Origin of the sequence: Weissella viridescens, from assembly GCF_014789145.1 — a bacterium.
GTDB lineage: Bacteria > Bacillota > Bacilli > Lactobacillales > Lactobacillaceae > Weissella > Weissella viridescens.
The window spans coordinates 851,784-874,852 of sequence record NZ_CP061835.1 but is presented as its reverse complement, the minus strand read 5'-3'; the positions used below and the strand labels follow the sequence as shown (position 1 = coordinate 874,852).

The 23,069-nt window shown below is 40.1% G+C and carries 26 protein-coding genes; 4 read left to right on the top strand and 22 right to left on the bottom strand.

Annotated features, from left to right (window positions below; translation table 11 throughout):
• Positions 1-939 (bottom strand): ribokinase, encoded by a 939-nt coding sequence (gene rbsK, locus IE337_RS04390; protein ID WP_057743688.1) that lies wholly within the window; start codon positions 937-939, stop codon positions 1-3.
• 136 nt (positions 940-1,075) lie between these two features.
• Between rbsK and rpiA the strand changes: the two genes are divergently transcribed.
• Positions 1,076-1,768 (top strand): ribose-5-phosphate isomerase RpiA, encoded by a 693-nt coding sequence (gene rpiA / locus IE337_RS04385; protein WP_423841169.1) that lies wholly within the window; start codon positions 1,076-1,078, stop codon positions 1,766-1,768.
• A 52-nt stretch (positions 1,769-1,820) separates the two neighbouring features.
• Here the strand turns inward: rpiA and IE337_RS04380 are convergent, their stop codons facing one another.
• The 15 genes from IE337_RS04380 to IE337_RS04315 all read right to left on the bottom strand — a co-directional run bounded on the left by IE337_RS04380 (position 1,821) and on the right by IE337_RS04315 (position 14,957).
• Positions 1,821-2,675 carry a metallophosphoesterase family protein gene (locus IE337_RS04380; RefSeq protein WP_191135931.1) on the bottom strand — a complete coding sequence of 285 codons (855 nt, stop codon included), beginning with the start codon at positions 2,673-2,675 and terminating at the stop codon, positions 1,821-1,823.
• Positions 2,676-2,686: 11 nt separating this feature from the next.
• Positions 2,687-3,541: a metallophosphoesterase family protein gene (locus IE337_RS04375; protein ID WP_191135930.1), complete on the bottom strand. Its 855-nt coding sequence runs from the start codon at positions 3,539-3,541 to the stop codon at positions 2,687-2,689.
• 179 nt (positions 3,542-3,720) lie between these two features.
• Positions 3,721-4,836 carry a dihydropteroate synthase gene (folP, locus tag IE337_RS04370; protein ID WP_191135929.1) on the bottom strand — a complete coding sequence of 372 codons (1,116 nt, stop codon included), beginning with the start codon at positions 4,834-4,836 and terminating at the stop codon, positions 3,721-3,723.
• 5 nt (positions 4,837-4,841) lie between these two features.
• Positions 4,842-6,137 (bottom strand): bifunctional folylpolyglutamate synthase/dihydrofolate synthase, encoded by a 1,296-nt coding sequence (locus IE337_RS04365; protein ID WP_191135928.1) that lies wholly within the window; start codon positions 6,135-6,137, stop codon positions 4,842-4,844.
• Positions 6,138-6,150: 13 nt separating this feature from the next.
• Positions 6,151-6,711: a GTP cyclohydrolase I FolE gene (gene folE, locus IE337_RS07885; protein WP_243185572.1), complete on the bottom strand. Its 561-nt coding sequence runs from the start codon at positions 6,709-6,711 to the stop codon at positions 6,151-6,153.
• Positions 6,712-6,725: 14 nt separating this feature from the next.
• Positions 6,726-7,217, bottom strand: a complete 492-nt coding sequence (gene folK / locus IE337_RS07880) for a 2-amino-4-hydroxy-6-hydroxymethyldihydropteridine diphosphokinase (RefSeq protein ID WP_069201651.1) — start codon at positions 7,215-7,217, stop codon at positions 6,726-6,728.
• 6 nt (positions 7,218-7,223) lie between these two features.
• Positions 7,224-7,586, bottom strand: a complete 363-nt coding sequence (gene folB, locus IE337_RS04355; RefSeq protein WP_191135927.1) for a dihydroneopterin aldolase — start codon at positions 7,584-7,586, stop codon at positions 7,224-7,226.
• A 160-nt stretch (positions 7,587-7,746) separates the two neighbouring features.
• On the bottom strand, positions 7,747-8,172 hold the full coding sequence (locus tag IE337_RS04350) for a GtrA family protein (RefSeq protein WP_227067090.1): 426 nt from the start codon (positions 8,170-8,172) through the stop codon (positions 7,747-7,749).
• A 1-nt stretch (position 8,173) separates the two neighbouring features.
• Positions 8,174-9,178 (bottom strand): glycosyltransferase family 2 protein, encoded by a 1,005-nt coding sequence (locus IE337_RS04345; protein WP_072152884.1) that lies wholly within the window; start codon positions 9,176-9,178, stop codon positions 8,174-8,176.
• A 185-nt stretch (positions 9,179-9,363) separates the two neighbouring features.
• Positions 9,364-10,716 (bottom strand): APC family permease, encoded by a 1,353-nt coding sequence (locus IE337_RS04340; RefSeq protein WP_191135926.1) that lies wholly within the window; start codon positions 10,714-10,716, stop codon positions 9,364-9,366.
• Positions 10,717-10,789: 73 nt separating this feature from the next.
• A complete protein-coding gene (locus IE337_RS04335; protein WP_191135925.1) occupies positions 10,790-11,617 on the bottom strand; it encodes a glycosyltransferase family 8 protein in 828 nt (275 codons plus the stop codon).
• 43 nt (positions 11,618-11,660) lie between these two features.
• Positions 11,661-12,491 carry an HAD-IIB family hydrolase gene (locus tag IE337_RS04330; RefSeq protein ID WP_191135924.1) on the bottom strand — a complete coding sequence of 277 codons (831 nt, stop codon included), beginning with the start codon at positions 12,489-12,491 and terminating at the stop codon, positions 11,661-11,663.
• A gap of 84 nt (positions 12,492-12,575) precedes the next feature.
• On the bottom strand, positions 12,576-13,049 hold the full coding sequence (locus IE337_RS04325; RefSeq protein WP_191135923.1) for a threonine/serine exporter family protein: 474 nt from the start codon (positions 13,047-13,049) through the stop codon (positions 12,576-12,578).
• Positions 13,050-13,051: 2 nt separating this feature from the next.
• Positions 13,052-13,828, bottom strand: a complete 777-nt coding sequence (locus IE337_RS04320; protein ID WP_191135922.1) for a threonine/serine exporter family protein — start codon at positions 13,826-13,828, stop codon at positions 13,052-13,054.
• Positions 13,829-14,036: 208 nt separating this feature from the next.
• Positions 14,037-14,957 carry an ADP-ribosylglycohydrolase family protein gene (locus tag IE337_RS04315; RefSeq protein WP_191135921.1) on the bottom strand — a complete coding sequence of 307 codons (921 nt, stop codon included), beginning with the start codon at positions 14,955-14,957 and terminating at the stop codon, positions 14,037-14,039.
• Positions 14,958-15,070: 113 nt separating this feature from the next.
• On the opposite strand from IE337_RS04315, the gene IE337_RS04310 reads away from it, so the two are divergent.
• Complete coding sequence (locus IE337_RS04310; RefSeq protein ID WP_191135920.1) at positions 15,071-15,493, top strand: DUF2507 domain-containing protein; 423 nt, start codon at positions 15,071-15,073, stop codon at positions 15,491-15,493.
• Positions 15,494-15,541: 48 nt separating this feature from the next.
• On the opposite strand, the gene trmB is transcribed toward IE337_RS04310, so the two are convergent.
• From trmB to IE337_RS04295, 3 genes are read right to left on the bottom strand one after another with little or no spacing between them, the layout of a single operon-like run.
• Positions 15,542-16,204, bottom strand: a complete 663-nt coding sequence (gene trmB, locus IE337_RS04305) for a tRNA (guanosine(46)-N7)-methyltransferase TrmB (protein ID WP_191135919.1) — start codon at positions 16,202-16,204, stop codon at positions 15,542-15,544.
• On the bottom strand, positions 16,188-17,294 hold the full coding sequence (locus tag IE337_RS04300; RefSeq protein ID WP_191135918.1) for an ABC transporter permease: 1,107 nt from the start codon (positions 17,292-17,294) through the stop codon (positions 16,188-16,190). Before IE337_RS04300 ends, trmB begins: the two co-directional genes overlap by 17 nt.
• Positions 17,287-17,997 carry an ABC transporter ATP-binding protein gene (locus tag IE337_RS04295; RefSeq protein WP_191135917.1) on the bottom strand — a complete coding sequence of 237 codons (711 nt, stop codon included), beginning with the start codon at positions 17,995-17,997 and terminating at the stop codon, positions 17,287-17,289. The genes IE337_RS04300 and IE337_RS04295 overlap by 8 nt, the downstream gene beginning before the upstream one ends.
• 142 nt (positions 17,998-18,139) lie before the next feature.
• Between IE337_RS04295 and IE337_RS04290 the strand changes: the two genes are divergently transcribed.
• Entirely contained in the window at positions 18,140-18,568 is a 429-nt protein-coding gene (locus IE337_RS04290; RefSeq protein ID WP_072153150.1) for an HIT family protein, read from the top strand.
• A 7-nt stretch (positions 18,569-18,575) separates the two neighbouring features.
• The gene (locus tag IE337_RS04285; RefSeq protein WP_191135916.1) at positions 18,576-18,881 is read left to right on the top strand and encodes a hypothetical protein; all 306 of its coding nucleotides are present in this window, start codon (positions 18,576-18,578) and stop codon (positions 18,879-18,881) included.
• A gap of 45 nt (positions 18,882-18,926) precedes the next feature.
• Here IE337_RS04285 and uvrB read toward each other — a convergent pair whose 3' ends face one another.
• From uvrB to IE337_RS04270, 3 genes are all read right to left on the bottom strand, one after another.
• Positions 18,927-20,945, bottom strand: a complete 2,019-nt coding sequence (gene uvrB / locus IE337_RS04280; RefSeq protein ID WP_191135915.1) for an excinuclease ABC subunit UvrB — start codon at positions 20,943-20,945, stop codon at positions 18,927-18,929.
• Positions 20,946-21,084: 139 nt separating this feature from the next.
• Positions 21,085-21,720, bottom strand: coding sequence for a YfbR-like 5'-deoxynucleotidase (locus IE337_RS04275; RefSeq protein WP_057743626.1), 636 nt, complete (start codon positions 21,718-21,720; stop codon positions 21,085-21,087).
• 99 nt (positions 21,721-21,819) lie between these two features.
• The gene (locus IE337_RS04270) at positions 21,820-23,013 is read right to left on the bottom strand and encodes a CamS family sex pheromone protein (protein ID WP_191135914.1); all 1,194 of its coding nucleotides are present in this window, start codon (positions 23,011-23,013) and stop codon (positions 21,820-21,822) included.
• Positions 23,014-23,069 lie beyond the last annotated feature (56 nt).

Sequence of the window (23,069 nt, the reverse complement as noted above, 5' to 3'; positions counted from 1 at the left end):
TTAGTGATCGCTGACAGCTAAGATAGCGAGAACCTCATCTTCAGCTGGAATACTTGGTTGTGCTCCTGGACGTGAAACAGCAACTGATGAGGCGGCAGCTGCATAGCGCATTGCTTCAGGTAGATTATCAAAGGCAGGGTTCAAACGTGTAGCCAAAGCCCCGATAAAGGTATCTCCAGCCGCCGTGGTATCAACAGCGTTGGTCTTAAAGGCTGGAATAATAGCCTGTTCTCCATTATCACGCATGTAAAATGAACCACGTTCACCAAGTGTTATAATCACCGTATCAATCCCGCGCTTAAAGTAATATACCGCACTACGCAACATTGATTCTTCATCAGTCAATTCCAAGTTCGTTAACAAGTATGATTCATGTTCGTTTGGTGCAATCAAATCAGTTAACTTGAGCAAAGCATCTGGCAGTCCACCGGCTTCAGGCATTGGTGCTGGATTTAAGATAGTTTTTACACCATGTTCACGTGCAATTTTAAAGCCTTCAATGACCGTTTCGATGGGTGTCTCAAGTTGTGAAATAATGACGTCAGATTCAATGATTTCTTGTGCATGAGCTTGTACATCGGCTGGTGTTAAATCATCGTTGGCACCGCCGTAAATATAAATTAGGTTGTCACCAGTTTCCTGTGAAACAGTAATGTAGGCTTGTCCGGTTTCTTCTGTCTCGGAACGCATCACAGCATCCGTATTCAAATTGTCTACAGCCATGTTCTTTTCAATATCAAAGGCTTTACCAACTTTGGTAATCATGTTGGTTTTAGCACCTGATCGCGCAGAAGAAACGGCTTGGTTTAGTCCCTTTCCACCCATCGCTTCAACGAGATGCTGATTCGTATGAATGGTTTCACCGCTGGCTCCGAAGCGTGGTACTTGGACAACTTTATCAATGTTTGTTGATCCTAAAACCGTAATAATTTTTGACATGGTCTATCTCCTAATTGATTTGATTTCATTTATAAGTTTATTATATATTGTAGCACATGTAAACGCTTTCTTTAAAACGGTTTACTTAAATTGTTGAAACGTGCATAATAGTGTTAGAAGTATGACTGAGAGGAAAATGATGATGGTTAATGCTGGTAAAAAAAATGCAGCCCTTGCTGCGGTAAAGCTTATTCAAGATAATATGGTTGTTGGGCTTGGAACAGGTAGCACGGCTAAGTTCTTCATTGAGGGTTTAGCTGAGCAAGTTCAACAGGACCAGTTACATAATATCACCTGTGTGGCAACTTCAATTGCATCCGATGAACTTGGTCGAAGCCTTGGTTTGCATGTTGTCGCCTTAGATGAAACAGATGGCATTGATATTACAATTGATGGTGCCGATGAAGTTGACCCACAATTAAATGGGATTAAAGGTGGCGGAGCTGCCCTATTCTATGAAAAAATTGTGGCGAAAGCATCTGAAAAAAATATTTGGATTGTTGATCCCTCAAAACAAAGTCCACGTTTGGGAACACAATTCAAGCTGCCGGTCGAAGTTTTGCCTTTTGGGAGTCATCACGTCTTTAATTATTTGACTGATCTTAGTCTTGATCCGCATTTTCGAGTGAATACGGATGGGCAGTACCTCCTTACTGACTCTGCTAACTATATTATTGATGTTGATATTTCTGAAGTTACCGACTTAAAAGCGCTCGGTGATGAGTTAATTCAACATACGGGGATCGTTGAACATGGTCTTTTCCTTGGTATTTGCGATACATTGATTGTGGGAACTGAACCAACAACGATTTTAAATCGAAACAATTAAACAAAAGCAGCGTAAGTCGACCGACCTACGCTGCTTTTTTAAGTTATCAATGCTATTGACGCTGTTGGTTCAGGAATGTCTCCAACTCGGCTGTATAATGGCCATCTGTATCAAATTGAATCAAATAGTCCGACTCATTTGTGTGACTGATTCCTGACTCGAGTAGTTCTTGGTAGAGTTCATAGTAAGGTAAGTTGGCTACTCGTGCTCGCGCTAATTCAGTTGGAATGTCATAAGTGACTTTACGAAACTCAACATCGGCCATCCCCTGCTCATCCAACGTTAAAATCGCATATTGGGCCCGGCGGTCAGCATTCAATCTAGGATGATTAAAGTACGGTTCACCGACTGCACCAGGATTAATAATGAGGCGGTCATCTGTACTGTAACGAAGTAACTGGTGATGTACATGCGCATAAACTGCAATATCAACGGATTCATTAGTGAATAGAGGTGCAAAGGCGTTCGTATCAGCTGCAACTTCAAGATCGCGTCCCCGCGCTACATCTGGTAAATTGTGGTTTAGGCTTAAGTTTAGTGGACCTTGTGTGATTTCAGCATGAATAGGTGCATTTTGCATAATGGCTAGGTGCTCTGGGGTGATGTGCTCACCAATATATTGACCAATACGTCCAAGGTAAACCCATTTTGGACTAGTTGTGTCAATCGTTTCAGGGGCATTTAACACCGGTAAAAAGCAATCAGTGTCCCAATTACCATTTAAAAAGATGGTTGTATTGACTTGCTCGAGCAAGTCAAAAAGCACATCTGTGGCAGGACCTGGCCCAAGCAGATCACCTAAAAACCAAGTTTCATCGACTGGATGTTTGTGGAGATCATCAATAACCGCTTCTAAGGCCGTTTGGTTACCATGAATATCTGAAATGAGTGCAATTCGTTTGGTCATAGCATCCCTCCTTACGACTGTTTTTGTTTCACAAGATAAGATTTCAATTCATCGACATAATGATTGTCGTGGTTGATTTGATGAACAGGTGCCATGTAGACTTTTTCCGGTGCTGACTGTGCCAGAATCTGGCGGTAAATGGAGACATAAGGTAACCCCATCATGGCAGCTTTTTGTAACATTGGTTCTGGATCATAGGCTACTTTTTGATAAGTCACATCCGCGACGCCTGTATCATCAATCGTTAGAATGGCATATTGGGCCCGGCGGTCTTGATTGGCTTTTTTGTGCTTTGAATAGGGTCGACCTACTGAACCAGGGTTTACCACCAATTGATCATGGCTACTATAGCGGAGGACTTGGTGATGGATATGGCCATAAACGGCTACATCCTGATTTGGCTCAGTAAATAAAGCATCAAAAGCCGCCCCTTCGACCGCATAGCCTAAGGCGGGTCCATAATTACGTGTAGGTAAATTGTGGGTTAGCCCAATCTTGAGCCCATTCACTGTTCTGAAAACTTGTTGTTGCATTTTGTGCATGCGCTTAATCTTTTCAGAAGATAGGCGTTCTGCGACAAACTTTGCCAGGATTGCCTTGTAGACCCCAGTATCTTTTTTCGTATTAATTTGTGGGTGCGCTGACAGTATGTTTAAAACACGGTCATCCCAATTACCACGAATTAAGATGGTGGTGTTAGCGGCATCAAGGAGGTCAAATAGATCATCCCCACCAGGACCTGGTAAAAATAAATCGCCCAAAAACCAGCTTTCGGGAATATGTTTGGCTTTAATATCGGCGACAACTGCTGCCAAAGCTGCTGAATTGCCGTGAATATCAGAAATTAATGCAATTTTATGACGCATATTGAAATCCTTTCTGAATGCAATTTTATGACGCATATTGAAATCCTTTCTGATGGATTGTATTTTGTTTAATCGAATTTAAGTCTTATGTTTATTCTCTCACAAATTTATCATATACCTATCATGGGACCTGCGCAATAAAAAAACCGCTAGTTACATGATTGACTAACGGTTTTTTACTAAGCCAGATAACTACCAGCAATTTGATCAAGTAGTTGACGCATCTGCGCGGTCTCTTCGACATTATGAACGCGGATAATCCGATTGCCATCGGTATACAACAAAGCTTCTGTAATCAGGGTCATTGTAACACGGTCGTCTTTAGCTAGGACAAGGAGTTTTTGTAAATAGCTTTTATTTGAGACGGCAGCCATCACCGGTAAGTGGAATTGGTTTAATTGTTTAATACCATGCATTAGACCTAAATCATTATTTAGGTTACCAACAGTTGAAAATCCAACACCCGGGTCAAGGGACACGCGCTTTAAATCTATATCGGCCTGTTTGAAGGCATTAATTTGGTCTTGGAATGTTTCGATAATGTTGGCATAACTAATCGGTTCATCCATTAAGCGACGATTAAGCATGCTAACCATCCCTACTTTTGAATCGTGCATTAAGGCTAACTTTGTGGGATCATCTGTAAAACCATTAATATCATTAATGATATCAACCCCAGCATCAATAACTGCTCGCATAACGTCAGGCTTATAGGTATCAACCGCAATTGCAATATCAGGGAATGTTTTTTGAATAGCCTTGATGAAGGGCATAATGCGAGCAATTTCATCTTCACTTGAAATTTCCGTATAACCAGGACGTGTTGATTGTCCTCCAACTTCAATAATATCAGCTCCTTGCGCAATCATAGCGGAGACATGAGCCATGACGTCGTCCATGTTGAAGTATTGTCCCCCATCATAGAAAGAGTCAGGTGTTGTATTTAAAATGGCGTATACAAGCCCTGAGTGCGTCAAATCGTAAGTGTAACGTCCAGCTTGCCAAGTAATCGCATGATCGGATTGAATTTTGCGTAAATCGTCAAAGGCTGGTTGATCAGCGAGTGCTTCAATAAATTGTGAAAGTGCCGGTCCATCAAAAATGCCAGTTAACGTTGTGCCAGATGCAGTGAAATTGACATAGTATTGTTGACTTAAAGCCACTAGCCTTCGGCGTTGCGCATCTTCAATGTCGTTAAAGACAATCACGAGTTCTTGATTTAGTGTGGCTTGCTGCACTAGCAATTGCTCACCACTATTTTGGGCATTCTGAGACGTTAATAGACTAATCTTCATATCACTTACTCGCTTTCTTTTAGCGCTGCTTGCACTTGATTAATTAAATAGAATGAACCGGTAACAATAATCGGATGCTGACAATTGGTTAGTTCTTTAAAGGTTGTCACAAGATTCGTTGATATCCTGACATCGGTAATCCCGTGAGCATTAAAACTAGAAGCTAATTCCTGTTCAGGTAAAGCACGGTCTGGATTATCAGGACTAGCGATAATAAAGTCAGCGTTTAATGTTTTAAGGGCCTCAATTGCGTCACCATAGTCCTTATCTTTTAAGAAGCCCACAATTATGGTGTAGCGTTGCGTTTTTCCAAGGGATTTAGCTAAGGCTTGTATGCCGTCTACATTATGGGCACCATCAATGATAACCAGAGGCTTTTTTTGTACAACCTCCATCCGTCCAGCTAGGGTAACCGTTGATAAGGCGTTGGTGATTGTTGACAAACTGATGGTTTCCATGGGATGAGCTTGATTGAAAGCCCCTACCCAAGTTAGCGCTGTCTGCAAATTATCAATTTGAAAAGCCCCCGCCATGTGGAAAGAAATTACAGGTGAAAGTTGTTCGGCGATGCTAATTTGAATATCAGAATATGTTAACGATTCAGCTTGTACCGTAATGTTGTAGGGTGATTCCGTTACGAATGCGGCATTTCGCTCAGATGCAGTATGCTGCAAAATCGTTGTCACGTCCGCTTGTTGCCCAGCATAATTAATTACTGTTGAATTGGGGTCGATGATTTTTGACTTTGTTTCGGCGATTTCAGCCAAGGTGTTGCCTAGAATTTGCATATGGTCCATGTCAATTTTGGTGAAAATCGTATACGCACTCACGCCCAATGCGTTGGTCGCATCAAATTCACCACCGAGACCGCACTCATATATAGCAACATCGACATCTTGCGAGGCAAAATAAATGACACTAATGATAAAGAAGGTTTCAAATATAGACAAATCCTCCTGAGTTAAACCTTGTTTGAACAATCCGCGTTTAAATTGAGCATAGCATTTAAGAAAGGAATCTTCAGTCATTGACGCCCCATTAATGGTCACTTGCTCCAGGTCGTCGTACATGGCTGGACTCACAAAGCGTCCTACTTTTTGACCATTTTCTTGTAAAATTGCCGCAATGATTGTGCCAGTTGAACCTTTCCCATTGGTACCACAAATATGCAGATTCATTGGGCGGGCTTGAGGATGATCCAACGCATTTAGAATCCCGTGGACTAACCCAATTCGATCGACCTTGGGATCATATTTCATTTTTCGGGGGATGTGCGCTAATATCTCTGCATAACTGGTCATATTGCTACCACTCCTATTGTTTAAGTGTGTCTAAAAATTCCTGACGCACTGCTTGTTCTTTAAAGGTACCTCGATAAAACGATGTTTTGGTGACACTGTTTGACTTATTTACCCCACGCATTTCAACACACATATGTCGCGCTTTGACAATAACACCAACACCAGCAGGTTCTAAGATGTCCATCAGGGTTTGGCCAATGGTACTGGTGACCGCTTCTTGTAATGTAGGACGTTTAGCCGCGTAATCGACTAGTCGAGGTATCTTACTTAAACCAATGACCTGTCCATTTTGTGGGATGTAGCCTACCGACACGGTACCAAAAAATGGTAGTAGGTGATGCTCACACATTGAATAAAATGGGATATCCGCTATCGTGATGAGCTCACCATTGATACTATCATCGGTTTCAAAGAGTTTATAGGCTTCAAACTTGGGTTGCTGCAGGGAACTAAAGATTTCTTCATACATATTGGCGACGCGCTTGGGCGTTTCCTGAATTCCTGGACGATCAGGATCCTCACCAATTGCTTTAAATATATTCCGAACACTGGCTTCAATTAATTCATGATCCATGAGAGGCTCCTTATTTATGATGTTGCATCGATTTTAGCAATATATTGTTGCCCAGCTAAGTCCGTGGCAGCTTGGGTCACTTGTTGATAACGGGGATGCATTGGATCTAATACATCAAGCAATGGTACAAGCACAAATAACCTGTTAAACATTTCGCGATGTGGAATGTCTAAGGCTTGAGTTTGCAACGTGACATCATTGTACAGTTCGATGTCTAAATCTAAGGTGCGTGGCCCCCAATGCACCGTGCGGACGCGATGATATTTCTGTTCAAGTTCATGTAGAACATGCAACAATGCATCAGGCGTTAATGTCGTGCCAATCTTAATAACCGCGTTTACAAATTGATCTTGGTCTACATTCCCAACAGGATCGGTCCGGTAGAGCGATGAACGCGCTAAAACTTGAATATCTGGATTGGCATCTAAATCAGCAATTACTTGTGTGAGGGTCTCTTGTGAGTTGCCCATATTACTACCTAATCCAATGTAAGCAATATTGTGCATCGATTCCTACCCTTCGAGTTCAATTTCGGCACTATCTAAGATACCGGCAATTGGGAGATTGTGTTTCTTAATGCGGACAGTGACCAATTCAATTTCGTTTGGAAATTGACGGTGAATTGTCTGAATCATTCGCGCGGCCAAAGTTTCAATTAGTTTGGTTTCGTTTTTAGCTGTGGCCATTGTAGCAATTAGATCGTAAACATCACCGTAATTAACAGTCTGCGTCAAGTCGTCAGTGAGATACGTTTCAAGCGGACAGTCTGGCAAAGTCAGCGTTACATTGACTGTGATGTCTTGCCCAACTTCACGTTCAGCCGCATAAAAACCAATGTAGCTGTGAAATTGCATGTCGTTTAATTTAATTTTCAAAATTCAAGAACCTCGATTATTTGATTTATACTAAATTCTACAACAATCTTCATGGGATTTGAATGCTTTGCGTTTTAATTGTTCGCATTTAGACAGGAACGGATGATTGAAACAAAAGAAAAAAGCGATAAACACGATAATTGTGTTTGTCGCTTTGCGGTTATTCGTGATCTTTGAAGACCATCACTTTACTGAGGACGTAATTCAAGATAACAACAATGACGTTATCGATAATCTTCCAAACGATTGGGTTTTGACCCAACAACTGGACCCCAAACCAGATAATTGCCATATCAACTAACAAAGTTGATAAACGTGATAACGTAAATGACGTGGCTTCTTTACCGATTTCTTGTGGTGTATGAGCGGTTGAGTGAAAAACCCACTTGCGGTTTGTCAAATAAGCGAAAATCACGGCAATCACCCAAGCCAAGATGGTGGCAACTTGTACGTTCATACCAAAGTACAAACCAATCGTATAAACAACTAAATTAATTAAGGTTGTTAGCACACCAAAAATAAGGTAGATAATGACATCTTGATATTGTTTTAGTAAGGCTGAAATTTTTTCAATAAATGCTGACATTTTAAACTTCCCCCATGCCATCATCCAAATGCTTTTCAGCTTGCTTGTCATCAAAATCTTGATTTGAAAGCAAGTTGTCTTGGATGACGTATCGTGGGCGATCCTTGACCTCGTTAAAGATTTTACCAATGTATTCACCCAGAATAGAAATACCAATTAATTGGAATCCGCCAATAAACCAAAGTGACACCATTAATGATGACCATCCGGCTACTGTATGTCCCGTTAATTCACGATAAATTGCATAAATCATCATGCCAACGGCAATCACCATACTGAAAATACCAACGGCTAAAATAAAGCGCATTGGTGCAACAGAGAATGACGTAATACCGTCCCATGCAAAGTTAATCATTTTCTTCAACGGATACTTAGATTCACCAGCTTCACGCTCTTTACGGGCATAGTAAACAACTGTACTTGGGAAACCAACACGAGGTACAATTCCACGTAAGAAAAGGTTGTGTTCTTTAAATTCAAGTAAATGGTCTACAGCACGTTGTGACATAAGGCGATAGTCAGCTGAATCGGGTACCATTTCAACGCCCAACTTCCCCATGATTTTGTAGAACATCTCAGCAGTACCACGCTTGAACGCTGAATCAGTTTCCCGTGAATTACGGGCACCATAGACAATGTCGAACCCGTTGGCGTTTTCAGCAACCATTTTTGGAATGGCGTTGACGTCGTCTTGTAAGTCCGCATCAATCGTGACAAAAATATCACCGTAATCACGGGTTGCTGTTAAGCCAGCAATAAGGGCATTTTGGTGTCCATAGTTACGACTAAAATTAATACCAGAAATGTGGTCATTTTTAGCTGCGGCATCCTCAATAATTGACCATGTCTTATCAGCTGATCCATCATTTACGATGACAATCTTACTGGCTTTATCGACCTTGTTTGTTTCAATTAAATCAGAAAGCACACCGTCTAAAACATCTAGCGTCTTTGGTAGGGCTTCCTCCTCATTGTACGCTGGTACAACAATCATTAAGCGTTTCATTAGTATCTCCACCTTGTAATCGATTTTTATCTAATTAAATGTATTATTCACGAATAATAAGTGTAACACAATTTTAAATTTTAAAAAAGTGATTCACGAGGCTTGCAACTCCCCCTAAATTTTGGTGTTTGGTACAAAATTAGACAAATAAAAAAGCATCCCAAAACGATGGGATGCTTTTACTTTTAGTCATTTTTTGCATTACGATGTTGCATGATGAAGTAAACTGGCAAACCGAGTAAGGTTAGTCCAATACCAATCAATGCTAATGTAAGTTGTGTCATTAATGTAGATACAAGAATGAACACACCACTCAAAATCGCAATAATAGGAATCACGGGATATAGCGGTACTTTATATGGACGAGGCAAGTCTGGTTCGCGACGACGCAAGATGATGACACCTAAAAAGACAAGTGTATAGAACATCCAGATCACGAAGACTAACATGTCTGTCAACGTATCAAACCCACCAACAAACATAAGAACGATGGCCAAAGCTAACTCAAACAATCCTGCAATGTATGGGACTTGATTGGCGTTTAGACGAGTCAAATACTTTGAGAATGGTAATTGACGTTCTTCAGCCATGACGTATGGCAATCGCATACCAGTCAATGTGTAACCATTTAACGTTCCATAGATTGAAATTAGAATACCGATGGTAATTAATTTACCACCCATGTCACCGAAAATTTTACTTGCGACATCCATTGCGGCACTTTCATTACCAGCTAAGGCGCTTAGTGGCAATGTGTGCATGAAGACAAAATTAACGAGCAAGTAAATGACCATCACACCGATAATTCCACCGGTAATGGCACGGGGCAAATCGCGTGAAGGGTTCTTCATCTCCCCTGCAATGTTTCCGACGTGGATCCAACCATCATAGGCATACATGGTTGCAAGTAGTCCGGCACCCATAGCAGTAATAAAGCCACCGGTACCAGGTCCAGCGGTTACTGGGAACAAGCTAACGTGAACACTACCACTTTGGAATAGGCCAAAGATAACGATTAGTGCCAATGGAATTAACTTAAAAATCAGCGTAATTGACTGGAATGTTCCAGCAATTTTGGCACCTAAGAAATTAATCAGTTCAACAGAGATCAAGGCGGCTGCCCCAATTGGAATGATTAATTTGGCATCCAAGTGGAATAAATTGATTAACTGCGTTCCAAAGATAATTCCTTTGGCCGCAATACTGGCTGGGAAATAAACAATGACTTGCGCCCAGCCAAGTAAGAAACTAGGTAGCTTACCGTAAGCACGTTCAATATACACAAGCATTCCACCTGTTTGAGGCAATGCCGCGGCAAGTTCGGCACCAGTCAACCCAGCACACAAACTAATCAAACCACCTAATAGCCAAACAAGCATTGACATACTGGTTGAGCCAGATACTTCAGAGACATTTGAGACTTTGAAGAAAACACCCGCACCAATAACGGTTCCCATTACAGTGGAAATCGCAGATGCTAGCGTCATACTACGTTTAAGTCCTTGTGGACTCGTCGTAGTCGCATTATCTTGATTCATTTTAATTTACCTACATTCTATTTAATCAACAATTTAACTATTATAGCTAACTTTCAAGGGCGTGGCAATATGATTAGTTATTATCATTCAAGGTTAAATGCATATAATGTTTATAAATAAAATTATATTTGTCATTTGGATTCTTGGCATGCCAAGGCTTGTTTTTACCACAGTAATGCAAAAAGACAGTATTTTTAGCGACCCAACTGGGGCTATATTCCCCATCACTAACAATCTGGTAAGTTAAATCTTTGCGGACATCGTAGTTATAATAGTTATCGGGCACTGGCATGATGTCATCACCATATAACTTGTTGAGAACATCTTGATCTGGTAATAATAAGAAATTTTTATATTCTTCGATGAATTTAAAAATATCACTAGGACGAACCTTTTCACGAATCAAAGCTAAGTTCATTAATAAAACGCCAGAATTGTAGTAATTATCTAAATCAGTATCCAGACGAATCTTGTTTACCGTACTGGTTAAGTTTAAGGCATCGGCGTGCATAGAAGCAGCATACAAATAGCCGGACAAATCAGTTTGATAAAAAGGTGTCATATCGTTCAAGCAAAGAATATCAGCGTCTAAATAGAGAATCTTATCTAAATTGGTTGGCAAATATTCGTGAGCTAATAGTCTAAAGTAAATTGATTTTGGATAGCGTTTTGACACTGGTGCTTTTGAAAAATCATGTTTATCAATGACGATGGGATGATAATCCATGTCATATTGATCAAAGAAAGTTTGTAATTGATCAGCAGTTTTTAGTGGCGACTCCTGCACAATATAAACATGATAATGATTATCCTTGTTTGAATTGGCATAAATCGAGTACACCGTTGTCATTAATTGCGTTGTGAAATTTTCATCGATTGAAAATAATAGGTTAATGTCCATGTTGGCCTCATTTGTTGTATCCCTCTTTTTCAGGTAGAGATGATTACAGTGTTATATTTAAAGTTTGGACGATGGTATCAAGCACTCCATCGTGGTTATTATCGGCGACAGCCTGTGGAAAATGGTCCTTGATGTACGTGTCCCCATTAGGCATTGATTTTGGTTTGGCAGCGTATTCGAGCATTTCTAAGTCGTTAAAACCATCACCAAAGGTCATTAATTGACTTGCATTCAGACCATAGAAATCAAGTAGAAAGTCAAGGCCAGTTGCTTTATTGACATTGGCAGGGATGACGTCAATTGCGCCGTATCCTGATGTTGTCGCGTGGTAGTTTTCTTGGTAGTTAGCATTGACCAAAGTAATAAACTGATTAGCCTCGTCAGGATCAGCGCTAAAGATAACTTTGACGATTGTCTCGTCTTCTGGAATTTCTGAAATACGATCAATATACTTCAGCTTTGGGAAATACCATAAGATGTCTTCGTAGAGGTCACCCACTTCGATATAATCGCGAAGCATGTATGAATCATGCACACCATTAAAAATAATGCCATGCCGGAAATGCATGTTCTGACCTTCAATTAAATTTTGGATGACTGGTAAATCAGATGCTTGAAAATGCGCCTCGCGCAGGTGTTGCCCCGAGCGAGTTGAAACTTGAGCCCCATTATTCATCACATAGTCAAAACGACCTAAGAATGGTGCAAAAATTTTATCAACCAAGGGCTGGTCATTACCAGTTGCAATGACAAAATGCATGTCATGTTGATCAAAATAGTCCAAAAGTGCGGCGAATTTAGGTTCATTAACCTGACGTTGGTCATTAAAAAAAGTGCCATCCAAGTCAGTTGCAATCATTTTAATATCAGTCATGGGCTACCTCTCTCCGATTTCTTTGGTTTCTGTCTTATTTCATTTTAGATTAAAAAAAAGCCGGTGTAAATAACACCAACTTTTTTAAAGTGATTTGGTTTTGGATGGCTGCTTTATTCTACGATAAAACTGCATAATGATTGGTAACGCCAGATTCATGGTTAGCATGCTTCCATAGATGCAGACTGAGGTTTCAACGAATCCAGAAGTGTTTGTAATGAAGTCACTTAAATCAAGTTGGAAGAGACTCCAGATCATTTGGTAGAGTTTCTGTCCAGGGAAATAAGGCACCAACCCAGGCACTAATAGGATAAAAGCTGGAATGTGGTACATGCGTGCAGCAAAATAGCATAAAGTGGTCACACTGGCCACACCGCAGGCAATACCATAGTAGACGTTATGGGTTAAGCCAGATACAATCATATTCGGAATGTAACTGACTGCCCCAATCGTTCCCGTAATGGCAAGTGAACGGTTGGGTGCCTGAACCGTCATGGCGAATCCAATGGAAGCACCAAAGATTAGCGTAATTTTAAATAAAAAGTCTAAAATAGCCATAATTACCTCCAAATAGTAAAGACAAGCAAGCTTCCCAACACCATTGTAAATGTTAGAATCAATGCACTTAGTAAACGTTGAGGACCACTAATCAAGTTACCATCGAAGATATCGTTAATTGAAGTGGTTAATTGAACCCCTGGTAGTAGTGGAAATAAGGCGCCAATAATAATGGTGTTGAACTCAGGCAAAGGTGTAACGAGCATGATCAAGCGAACTAGAATTGTAATGACTGCTGCCACAATTAATTCCCCAATAAAAGGACGATGTAAAGCATCGTAGATTTTGGTAACGATGTACATACCTAGAGTTCCGAATAATCCGGCTAAGATGCTTGCGACGATGCTTTGCGTGGCTAAATACGTCAAAGTGCTACTTAAAAAGAAACTTCCTATATTCGCCTTTGTCAGACTAGTCATCGGCATCTTTCGGAGCGCTCGTAATTCAGCGTAAAGTTCCTTTAGTGTGAGTTCACGTGCAACGAACGCGCGTGATAAACGGTTAATTTCATCAATTTTGGTTAAATTGATTGATTTCACGTTCGTTTTTTCAACGAGCACCAGCGGCTGCATCTCTTCATCAGAGGGGTCATTGGCTGTGATAATGATAAGTGTACTCGTAACATATGATTCAATTTCATCGTTTCCAGCAGAATATGTATTTGAAATATATTTTACAGTGTCATCAATGCGGGCCAATTCAGAACCATTTTCCATTAAAATTTGGCTGGCTAATAGGCAGGTTTTGGCAAGGAGTAACTGTTGTCGATCTTGTCCCATTCCCGATTGTGCTCCCTTCAAACTTCGTTTTAGATATTATAGTTATTGATAATATGTATCGGTAAAAGCAAACATGCCCACCCTACATTTAAGGCTCAGTTAAGAACTCTGCCAAGTATATCTCATTTATTGAAAAATTAGTGTATCAATTTAATTAAAAAAACTGCCATTTGGGTCATTAAAATGACACAAATAACAGTGACTTGATTTAGTTAAAAAGTTCTAGGCGTTGAAAACGATAAGAGCGATTACCGATGTTTAGAATACGTTTGATAAGATTCGTTCCATTTTTTGGTAAATTCGTCATAGCGTCACCATCGACTGGATACAAAATTGCGGCAGTTGTGCCCACTAAAGGCAATAAACTACTAGGATCACCGTTTAATTTGAGCGTCAGAGCCATTGCACTTGCATAGGAATCAGAGTTTAAAATAATCCAGATGCAGGCTGTTAAAGTATCAATGGCTAAATTTGACGCAGTGAGTGATTCAATATTGCTATTTTTAAAGTCAGGTGTATTCAATTGATAAAAGTGAATTAGTGCTTCCTGAAAAATATTATGTTTTGAATAGTAGTCATATGCTGTATCGATGGCGATTTCAAGGGCATCAACGGGCGTCTCCCCTGCCATCAATTCATTAACGAACATGGCATAAATACCATTTGTAATGAGTGCAGTTGGCTGATTATGCGTTAACCCTGTAATTTGGTGTAGTGTCAGCATGGCTGGGTCATCAATCACAAAGTCATCGCCGTATTCGGTGTTTAGAAATAAGACAACTGGCATAATACGCAACAAAGCACCATTATCCACAACCTGTTCTTGGTGGCTACCAGAAGAAAATGGATCGTGATTAATCATATAGTGTTCAATTGAACGAATTGTGGTGCGATCACTCATTTGCACGCTACGGTCAGCAGTATAGTCCCCCCGTGCGTACCATGCAGTAAACTGGTCCATTAAATGGCTTAAGTTATACCCACGCGATAAGCTAGAGATAGTTGCCAACGTCAATGATGAAGCTGAGCTCCAATCGGTCGTTTGTGCGTTATCAAGGTGTTCGGCAAAGCAATCTGCATTGACCAAACCATAAGTTGTATTTGTTAAGGGTGTCTGAGATTGATTCATGATTACCTGATTCCTTTCACAGGCAGTAATTTTAACATGGATGTAATATGTTGGCAAATGACTTGAAATGCTATATACTTGAGTATATTCATTTTCAATTTAAGGAGTGCATTATGGACGAGTCAGTTCAATCACCAGAAACAAACACATTTGCCTTAACGGTGCTAAGAGATCGGTTACTACCGGATTTATTGCAAGAAGACGAATCGAACATCTTGTACTGGGCTGGAAAAGGTTTGGCACAACGTGAGGAACTTAACAGCATTACAGCCATTGAGCTCTGCTTTAATCGAATCGGCTTTGGTAGTTTGAAAGCCTTGAGTCGGCAAGGAACAGAGTTGAAGTGGGAACTTAGTGGTCCCGTTGTTTTAGCTCGGCAATCTGAACGTAAAACCCCTAGTTTCTATCTAGAAGCCGGATTTTTAGCCCAGGCTATTGAAACGATTTCAGGTACTGGAGTTGAGGCGCAAGTTGAAATTAATGAACATGTGGTCTTCACTGTTTTAGCCGAACAAAGTTTAGATTTACCAATTTAATGATAGCAAATAAAAATACCCAACCAGGTTATCTGGCTGGGTATTTTTTTACTTAAATGAACCGATAAATTTGTAGATTGGGAATCCACGTTCTGAGAACTTTTCTTCATATTCGGTTTCAACATTATCAATCATTTTATCAGCGTCAGCATGTAAGTCTAATGAGATGCCATCAGGCAAGAAGTTCATGCCAAATTGATTAAATGAGTATAGAGAGTATTCAAACAAACCACGATTGTCCGTCTTAAATTCAAGCTCACCACCATCCGGTAGAATGGCCTGGTATCCAGCAAGGAAGCTCTTGTATGTTAGACGACGTGACTCATGACGTGATTTTGGCCAAGGATCTGAGAAGTTCAAGAAGACCTTGCTAACTTCACCCTTTTCAAAATATGTGTCAACGCCAGCACCATCACCATAGATGAATTTTAGATTAGGCAATGCCGCTTCATCTTCATCAGCCATACGTCCAGCTACCGCAACAGCGGCTTCTTGAATTTCCATACCAATAAAGTTAATGTTTGGATATTTTTTGGCCATACCAATGATGAAACGACCCTTACCTGTCCCGACTTCGATTTGAATGGGTTGTGCGACTGGGAAAACAGTCTCCCATTTACCTTTTAGATCAGTCGCAGTTTGTTGATTGATCACGAGGTCGGCATGGGCTTCAAGCCATGGACCAGCCCACTTTTTATTTCTTAGACGCATGTTTTACTCTCCTTTTAAACGTGTTCGCAATAATGCGATCAGAGTATAAGAATACCAAAGAAAGACCGAAAATGACAAGTAAAATCATCATAAATCCTTGGTTTATTGAAATTGGTTGGCAGATGAGCAAGATACTGGTCCAAACTAAATTGAGCATCATGACTAATGGCCATCCTAATTGATGGAAAGCACGTTGACGATCCTTTACGTTCACGGGGATGACGTAATCAAAGATAAGGCGACGATACCCGCCCGCTAAGGGAATGAGTTGCGCAATGAACAAATACTCAAGCAAGCCCAGTAAAATTAGCAGTAAGTAGCCACTGGTAAATGGAATTAGCAGACTACCCAGTACCAGTGTCCGAACCCACAACCCTAAATATTGTTGTTTGCGAATAAAGGTTGTGACATACATCGGCAGTAGCGCATCAGTATGGTATCCTGGCCAAAAAGAACGTAATTTTTCTAGCCATGGATGGGACTTAATTGAACTTTGTAAGCCAGGGACATCAACAAATAGGTTAAAGAAGGTGTAAATTGTGTTGAGACGCTGCTCTTCAAAGCGTGCAATTGCCTGCCAATTCAGGAGTTGTGGCGTTGCTGGTTTAAAGGCGGCAACCTGATGCGCTTTCTGATAAGTGAAGTACGCTTTAACGAGCATCATTAGTGCGGTAAACAGACAGATGATAATCAAGTTAATGGCGAAAAGTTTCAGCATGAGTGGCCAAAAAATAAGGACTAAGCCCCCCTCTATTAAACTGTTGATGATCATGCTATAGTTTGTTGCCGTTCTCCAAAGCTGCTTTAATTGTTGATCATCACCTAAGAAAAAAACGGCATCAGCAGGTTTCACAAAACTTGCAGGTGTTTTAAAGAATATTAGGGTCAGTAGTAATACTAGTGCTAAACAAAGTTGTGTCCACCAGTTGACTGGTAAAGTCTGCAGCATATGTTGATACGCGAATAGTAAGGCCCCAAATAGGAAGAAAAAAGCAATGACAGCGTGATCATTAAAAACATACTTCAAGTACTTTGAAAAATGTCGCCATTCTGCGGTCCAACGTTGCTTAAAAAGATTGTTTTTACCCATTGGTCTGCTCCTCACCGATGAGCATGACCGGTACCTGATCACTGATGGCATCGATAGCACCACTTGCAACGATTTGGCCTTGTTCTAAGTAAATATATTGATCAGCATGTGCTTTCAAGGTGCTCATGACGTGTGTTGTGATAAGCAGGCTAGCTCCTGACTCACGTTTTTCGTCAATGAGTGTTAAGAGATCTTGCACCGCCAACACATCGAGCCCTAAGAAAGGTTCATCAATAATAAACAGATCAGCTTGTGTGATGAACGCCATCACAATCATGACCTTTTGGCGCATACCTTTAGAGAAGTGCGTTGGAAACCAATTCAATTTATCATCAAGTCTGAAAATTTTAAGTAAGCGCGTTGCTTCTTCCCAACTAGTCTTTTCGTCTAAATGGTAAATATTAATCATTGCTTGAATGTGTTCTTGTAGATTTAGTTCTTCATACAGAACAGGTTGCTCAGGCACGTAGGCAATTTGCTTTTTAAATCCAACTGGATCTTGAGCAAGATTGTGACTATTTAACACAACTGACCCGGTCATTGGTGCTAGTAGTCCGATTAAATGATTAATAATGGTTGATTTTCCAGAGCCATTTAAGCCGATGAGAGCGGTAACTGATCCCGCTGGAATGGTGAAGTTTATATTTTTGATGACGGTTGTTTGACCGTAACCACCAGATAAATTTTCAACTTGTAAGGTCATAATACGCGCTTCCTTTTTTTAAATGTGTTGTTATTTTAACTTAGCTCTATTCTACACTATTTTTCAATTGAAGAATGCAAGCATATTTATGATTGATAGGCTATAATAAAGATAGCAATTAAAAACAATTTGGAGGCACACCATGGCAGACGACATTTTTGATAAGATTATTGCGGGTGAAATTCCAGCATATAAAGTATATGAAGATGAAGATGTATTGGCTTTTTTGGATTTGAGTCAAGCAACCCCCGGTCACACCTTACTTGTACCTAAAGCAGATGTCCCAGATATTTTTGCCTATGATGATGATTTAGCGCAAAGAGTATTAACTAAAATTCCTAAAGTTGCTCGGGCCATTAAAGCGAGTGATGATAAAATTATCGGTATGAATATCCTAATGAACAATGGTGAAGCGGCAGGTCAATCTGTGTTCCATTCACATATTCATCTTATTCCACGGTATAAGGATGACGGCTTAAACTTGCCTGCCCCATCCGAGGAACATCCAGTTTCTGATGAAGTATATAAAGAACGCGCCGCTAAAATTAGCGCTCAATTCTCAAAGGAGTAGTTAGTCGATGTTTAAAAGTATTAAACAACTGGTTGGTAATGCAACTCAAGTCGTGACTTTAAATTCTAAGGCATTTGCATTACGCGTCAAAGGTGTTCAAGTGAGTTCAAAAGAATTAAATGAAGCAATGGCGAATTTAAAAGAAGCAATGCCATTGGTTGAACAGACATCTAAGGATGTACAAAAAAGCGTTAACAAGATGAATTTTAGAAATAAGCCCCATTTGGAACGGATTGATGAAGCTAAAGCGCGCATTGATGATGAAATGGCGACGATTAATCAAATGCTAACTTTTAGAAAAAAGAAGTCCTAATGAAAAAGAGCACTCACAACATCATGTGAGTGCTCTTTTTATACTTTATTCGCCAATTTGTAGTTTTAATTCCATAACAGCATCACGTAAGTTAGCTGCTTCTTCAAAGTCAAGTCGCTTTGCGGCAGAGCGCATTTGATCTTCAAGATTGGCAATGGTTGCATCTTGATCACTACGCGGCATATCTTTGAAAGCTGTCTGTGTGAAACTGTCACTATCATTTGCATCCGTTTGAGCTTCATGCGTAATCGCAATCGGTCCGCGAATTTCCTTCTTAATCGTGTGTGGCGTAATATCGTGGGCTGCGTTATATTCTATTTGAATCGTCCGACGGCGTGATGTTTCATCAATGGCTTGTTGCATTGATTTTGTAATGGAGTCCCCATACATAATCACATGCCCGTGTTCGTTACGTGCAGCACGCCCAATGGTCTGAATTAAAGAACGAGGGTTACGTAAGAAGCCTTCTTTATCTGCGTCCAGAATCGCAACCAACGATACTTCAGGAACATCAATTCCCTCACGCAGCAAGTTGATACCGACTAGGACGTCAAATTTACCTAAACGCAAATCACGGATGATTTCAGTTCGTTCAAGTGTTTTGATATCGGAATGTAGATATTTAACCTTAATACCTACATCTTCCAAATAATCAGTTAGGTCTTCAGCCATTTTCTTGGTTAGAGTGGTGATGAAGACACGCTCATCAACAGCCACACGTTCATTGATTTCACCAATCAAATCATCAATTTGACCCAGCACGGGACGAACTTCAATTTCAGGGTCCAAAAGTCCAGTTGGTCGAATAATTTGTTGGGCAACATGATCCGGGCTTACCCGTTCAGTTTCATAATCACCGGGCGTTGCTGACATGTAGATGATTTGATTGACGTGTTCTTCAAATTCATCAATTTTTAACGGACGGTTATCGAGTGCACTTGGCAAGCGAAATCCATAATCAATCAATGTTTCTTTACGAGCACGGTCCCCTTTGTACATGCCTCGGATTTGTGGCATGGTAACGTGCGACTCATCGACCACAATTAAAAAGTCGTCTGGGAAGAAATCAAGCAACGTAAATGGTGGTTCCCCTGGCTTTCGTCCATCCATATGGCGTGAATAATTTTCAATACCAGTTGTAAAGCCCATTTCTTGAATCATTTCAATGTCATATTCAGTTCGTTGCTTTAAGCGTTGCGCTTCTAGCAACTTACCTTCGGCTTCAAATTTCTTAAGTTGTTCATCGAGCTCGGCTTGAATTGTCTTAACAGCTCGATTACGAATCGTATCGTTCGTCATAAAGTGGGTTGCCGGGTAAATGGACACGAAATCATCGTCAGCAGTCACTTCTCCTGTTAGGGCGTCAACTTCACGGATGCGATCGATTTCATCTCCGAAGAACTCAATGCGGAGTGCTTTTGCATCTGATGAGGCTGGAAAGATTTCTAAGACATCACCGCGAACACGAAAACGACCTCGTTGAAAATCAATGTCATTGCGTTCAAATTGAATGTCAACCAATTTGCGCATCAAGTCATTTCGTTCAATTTCTTCCCCCACACGTAAATTAATGACGTGATCTCGATATTGCTCTGGGCTACCTAATCCGAAAATTGATGAAACGGATGCAACCACAATCGTATCACTGCGAGAAAGTAATGAAGCGGTGGCTGAGTTACGGAGCTTATCAATTTCATCGTTGATTGACGAATCTTTTTCAATATACGTATCTGAAGATGGTACATAGGCCTCTGGTTGATAGTAATCATAATAAGACACAAAGTATTCAACAGCATTATTTGGAAAGAACTCTTTAAACTCACCATATAATTGTCCGGCTAAAGTTTTGTTATGTGAAAGAACTAACACTGGTTTGTTTGCATTAGCGATGACGTTTGAAATCGTATAGGTTTTACCTGTTCCGGTGGCACCTAAAAGAATTTGCTCCTTTGTTCCTGTATCAATACCAGTAGAAAGTTGCTCAATTGCAGTTGGTTGATCACCAGTTGGGCTGTATTTTGAAACCAAATCAAATGGTTTTTTGGTTGTTTGATTATCTGTCATGTTACCTACTCGTTTCTTAAGTATTCTTCTTTAATTATAGCGCATTTTGTTCAGTTAAACTTAAAAAATTTGTTTTAACCTAATGCGTGACGCTCTTTCTATTTAAAAAAAAGATAGTCTTGGACAGACTATCCTCTGCTTAATCGGCATTAAAAATAGTGATGTAGATGCGTTGCAATGTTTCAGAACCTGGGAATTGTTCATCTAACAATTCTGGTAGGACTTCTTTGATGAAATAAGCGACGCTTGGCATGTCACGGAAGGCAAAAATAGTTTCAAGACTTTCTTTATAGATATCAAGGAAAACAGGTTCAGGGTTCCCTTTTTGTAATTCGCCATAAGCTTCATACAATAAATCAATTTTATCGGCCACCGAAAGAATACGTCCTTCCAATGAATCATCCTTTCCTTCATGTAACCGACGTTTGTACACGTCTTGTAACTCAGTTGGAATCTCGGTTTCAACAAAATTGTCTGATAAACTAGTTTCGACATTTGCGAGCATCTCACGTAATTCGGTCGAAGCATACTTAACTGGTGTACGAATATCACCAATGAAACGTTCTGAAATATCATGGTTTAGCGCTTTTTCATAAAGCATCCGCCAATCAACAGTATTACCGGCCTGTTCTTCTACATCGCCTAAAAACTGTGCTGCTTGTGTTACTTTCCAAGAATGGGCCGCAACTGAGTGTGGCTGATACTTAAAATATCCTGGGGCCCGTGAAATCATTTCCAATTCGTTAAGTCCAGACAGGTACTGATGCATTCCCATGAGTTAGCTTCCTCCAAAAGTAATTTTATATATCTTACCTGTAACAAGATTATATTGCAAGTGAACAAAAAACACTCAACCTAAGTTGAGTGTTTTTGTTTAGTTATTACCTAAAATTGTTGTTGTATACTTATCATCATTGGCTTGCTTAGTAACATAAGCTTGCATATTACTTGATGAACTAATGCTGATCTTAACAGGAACGCCCTTTGGTAGATAATTAGGCGCAACTTGGGCAACATAGTTAGCAAAGTTAGTAATTTCCGTTGCTGAGTAGAATTGGGTTGAAATGGTAACGTTCAATTCTTTAACTTGACTATCCTTGTACGTAGCTTGTCCCGTCACTGATGACAGATTTGGGAAGAAGTTTTGCACGTTGTTCGTGAAGTTTGTAAAGCTTTTATTCAGGTCAGCAGCAGGTGACTTTTGATTTGGATCATCTTGTGAACCCTGAATTGGCAAAGTAACCGTCTTGTAATTAAGCTTATTCCAATTACCAAGCTTGTCGCCAGAGGCGGATTTATTCCAACTATAGAAATTTCCACCTGCTAATGAATCATCGGGTGCTTGTGCATACATCGCAACGACAATTGGGACATCATTGCTAATCCCGTTCATCTTACGGTAACGTTGAACGACTTCCTGGGCCATTTCCTTACCCTGAGCCACACGGTCTTCTGCGCTAATCTTTTGAACAAAGTTTGCACCATATTGTTCTTTTTGGTAAGTGTCTTCAGTATTCATGCCTAATCCTAGCACAATTCCACCTAGTTCCAGCTTACCATCTTTTTGCTTCATGTAGTCTTGCTCTTCAATCGTTTGCAAATAGATTGGGTTTCGTGATGAGTCAGTCTTTTTATTGTCATTTGGATTCAAACCATTTGGATTATCTTTAGATTTGCGACCCAACCAATCATTGGCTGTGTTCGAATCAAGATACTGACCTTCTTGGAAAACATAATCGGAAGGACTAAAGTGATCCTTAGAGAAATCAAGCAGTCCATTTTCAAAACTAATCATGTTAAATTGGTTGTTATTTTTTGAGGCAGTAACACCACGTGCTTTACTCGTCAAATAATGTCCATTTTTAATAACAATTTTGTAATTTGAGTTGTTTGTTTTTCCAGTAACTTGAACACCATTTTTCCCATTACTCTTGGTCGTTACTGTGTCATGAGAATTATCGACATTATTTTTTGAAAAATAATTACCGAAGAAGACTAGAATTCCAATTAACGCAAGAATTGCTAGTGCCCCAAGTCCCCATTTAATCCACTTATTATAAGACTGCATAATATCTCCTTTTTCAACGCCATGCAGTAGTTGGGCGCAGTTCATTCAAAAAATTA

What these genes read in the sequence shown, in the direction of transcription:
- rbsK (WP_057743688.1), bottom strand. Translation starts at nt 939, where the DNA reads ATGTCAAAAATTATTACGGTTTTAGGATCAACAAACATTGATAAAGTT.
- rpiA (WP_423841169.1), top strand. Translation starts at nt 1,076, where the DNA reads ATGATGATGGTTAATGCTGGTAAAAAAAATGCAGCCCTTGCTGCGGTA.
- IE337_RS04380 (WP_191135931.1), bottom strand. Translation starts at nt 2,675, where the DNA reads ATGACCAAACGAATTGCACTCATTTCAGATATTCATGGTAACCAAACG.
- IE337_RS04375 (WP_191135930.1), bottom strand. Translation starts at nt 3,541, where the DNA reads ATGCGTCATAAAATTGCATTAATTTCTGATATTCACGGCAATTCAGCA.
- folP (WP_191135929.1), bottom strand. Translation starts at nt 4,836, where the DNA reads ATGAAGATTAGTCTATTAACGTCTCAGAATGCCCAAAATAGTGGTGAG.
- IE337_RS04365 (WP_191135928.1), bottom strand. Translation starts at nt 6,137, where the DNA reads ATGACCAGTTATGCAGAGATATTAGCGCACATCCCCCGAAAAATGAAA.
- folE (WP_243185572.1), bottom strand. Translation starts at nt 6,711, where the DNA reads ATGGATCATGAATTAATTGAAGCCAGTGTTCGGAATATATTTAAAGCA.
- folK (WP_069201651.1), bottom strand. Translation starts at nt 7,217, where the DNA reads ATGCACAATATTGCTTACATTGGATTAGGTAGTAATATGGGCAACTCA.
- IE337_RS04350 (WP_227067090.1), bottom strand. Translation starts at nt 8,172, where the DNA reads ATGTCAGCATTTATTGAAAAAATTTCAGCCTTACTAAAACAATATCAA.
- IE337_RS04345 (WP_072152884.1), bottom strand. Translation starts at nt 9,178, where the DNA reads ATGAAACGCTTAATGATTGTTGTACCAGCGTACAATGAGGAGGAAGCC.
- IE337_RS04340 (WP_191135926.1), bottom strand. Translation starts at nt 10,716, where the DNA reads ATGAATCAAGATAATGCGACTACGACGAGTCCACAAGGACTTAAACGT.
- IE337_RS04335 (WP_191135925.1), bottom strand. Translation starts at nt 11,617, where the DNA reads ATGGACATTAACCTATTATTTTCAATCGATGAAAATTTCACAACGCAA.
- IE337_RS04330 (WP_191135924.1), bottom strand. Translation starts at nt 12,491, where the DNA reads ATGACTGATATTAAAATGATTGCAACTGACTTGGATGGCACTTTTTTT.
- IE337_RS04325 (WP_191135923.1), bottom strand. Translation starts at nt 13,049, where the DNA reads ATGGCTATTTTAGACTTTTTATTTAAAATTACGCTAATCTTTGGTGCT.
- IE337_RS04320 (WP_191135922.1), bottom strand. Translation starts at nt 13,828, where the DNA reads ATGGGACAAGATCGACAACAGTTACTCCTTGCCAAAACCTGCCTATTA.
- IE337_RS04315 (WP_191135921.1), bottom strand. Translation starts at nt 14,957, where the DNA reads ATGAATCAATCTCAGACACCCTTAACAAATACAACTTATGGTTTGGTC.
- IE337_RS04310 (WP_191135920.1), top strand. Translation starts at nt 15,071, where the DNA reads ATGGACGAGTCAGTTCAATCACCAGAAACAAACACATTTGCCTTAACG.
- trmB (WP_191135919.1), bottom strand. Translation starts at nt 16,204, where the DNA reads ATGCGTCTAAGAAATAAAAAGTGGGCTGGTCCATGGCTTGAAGCCCAT.
- IE337_RS04300 (WP_191135918.1), bottom strand. Translation starts at nt 17,294, where the DNA reads ATGGGTAAAAACAATCTTTTTAAGCAACGTTGGACCGCAGAATGGCGA.
- IE337_RS04295 (WP_191135917.1), bottom strand. Translation starts at nt 17,997, where the DNA reads ATGACCTTACAAGTTGAAAATTTATCTGGTGGTTACGGTCAAACAACC.
- IE337_RS04290 (WP_072153150.1), top strand. Translation starts at nt 18,140, where the DNA reads ATGGCAGACGACATTTTTGATAAGATTATTGCGGGTGAAATTCCAGCA.
- IE337_RS04285 (WP_191135916.1), top strand. Translation starts at nt 18,576, where the DNA reads ATGTTTAAAAGTATTAAACAACTGGTTGGTAATGCAACTCAAGTCGTG.
- uvrB (WP_191135915.1), bottom strand. Translation starts at nt 20,945, where the DNA reads ATGACAGATAATCAAACAACCAAAAAACCATTTGATTTGGTTTCAAAA.
- IE337_RS04275 (WP_057743626.1), bottom strand. Translation starts at nt 21,720, where the DNA reads ATGGGAATGCATCAGTACCTGTCTGGACTTAACGAATTGGAAATGATT.
- IE337_RS04270 (WP_191135914.1), bottom strand. Translation starts at nt 23,013, where the DNA reads ATGCAGTCTTATAATAAGTGGATTAAATGGGGACTTGGGGCACTAGCA.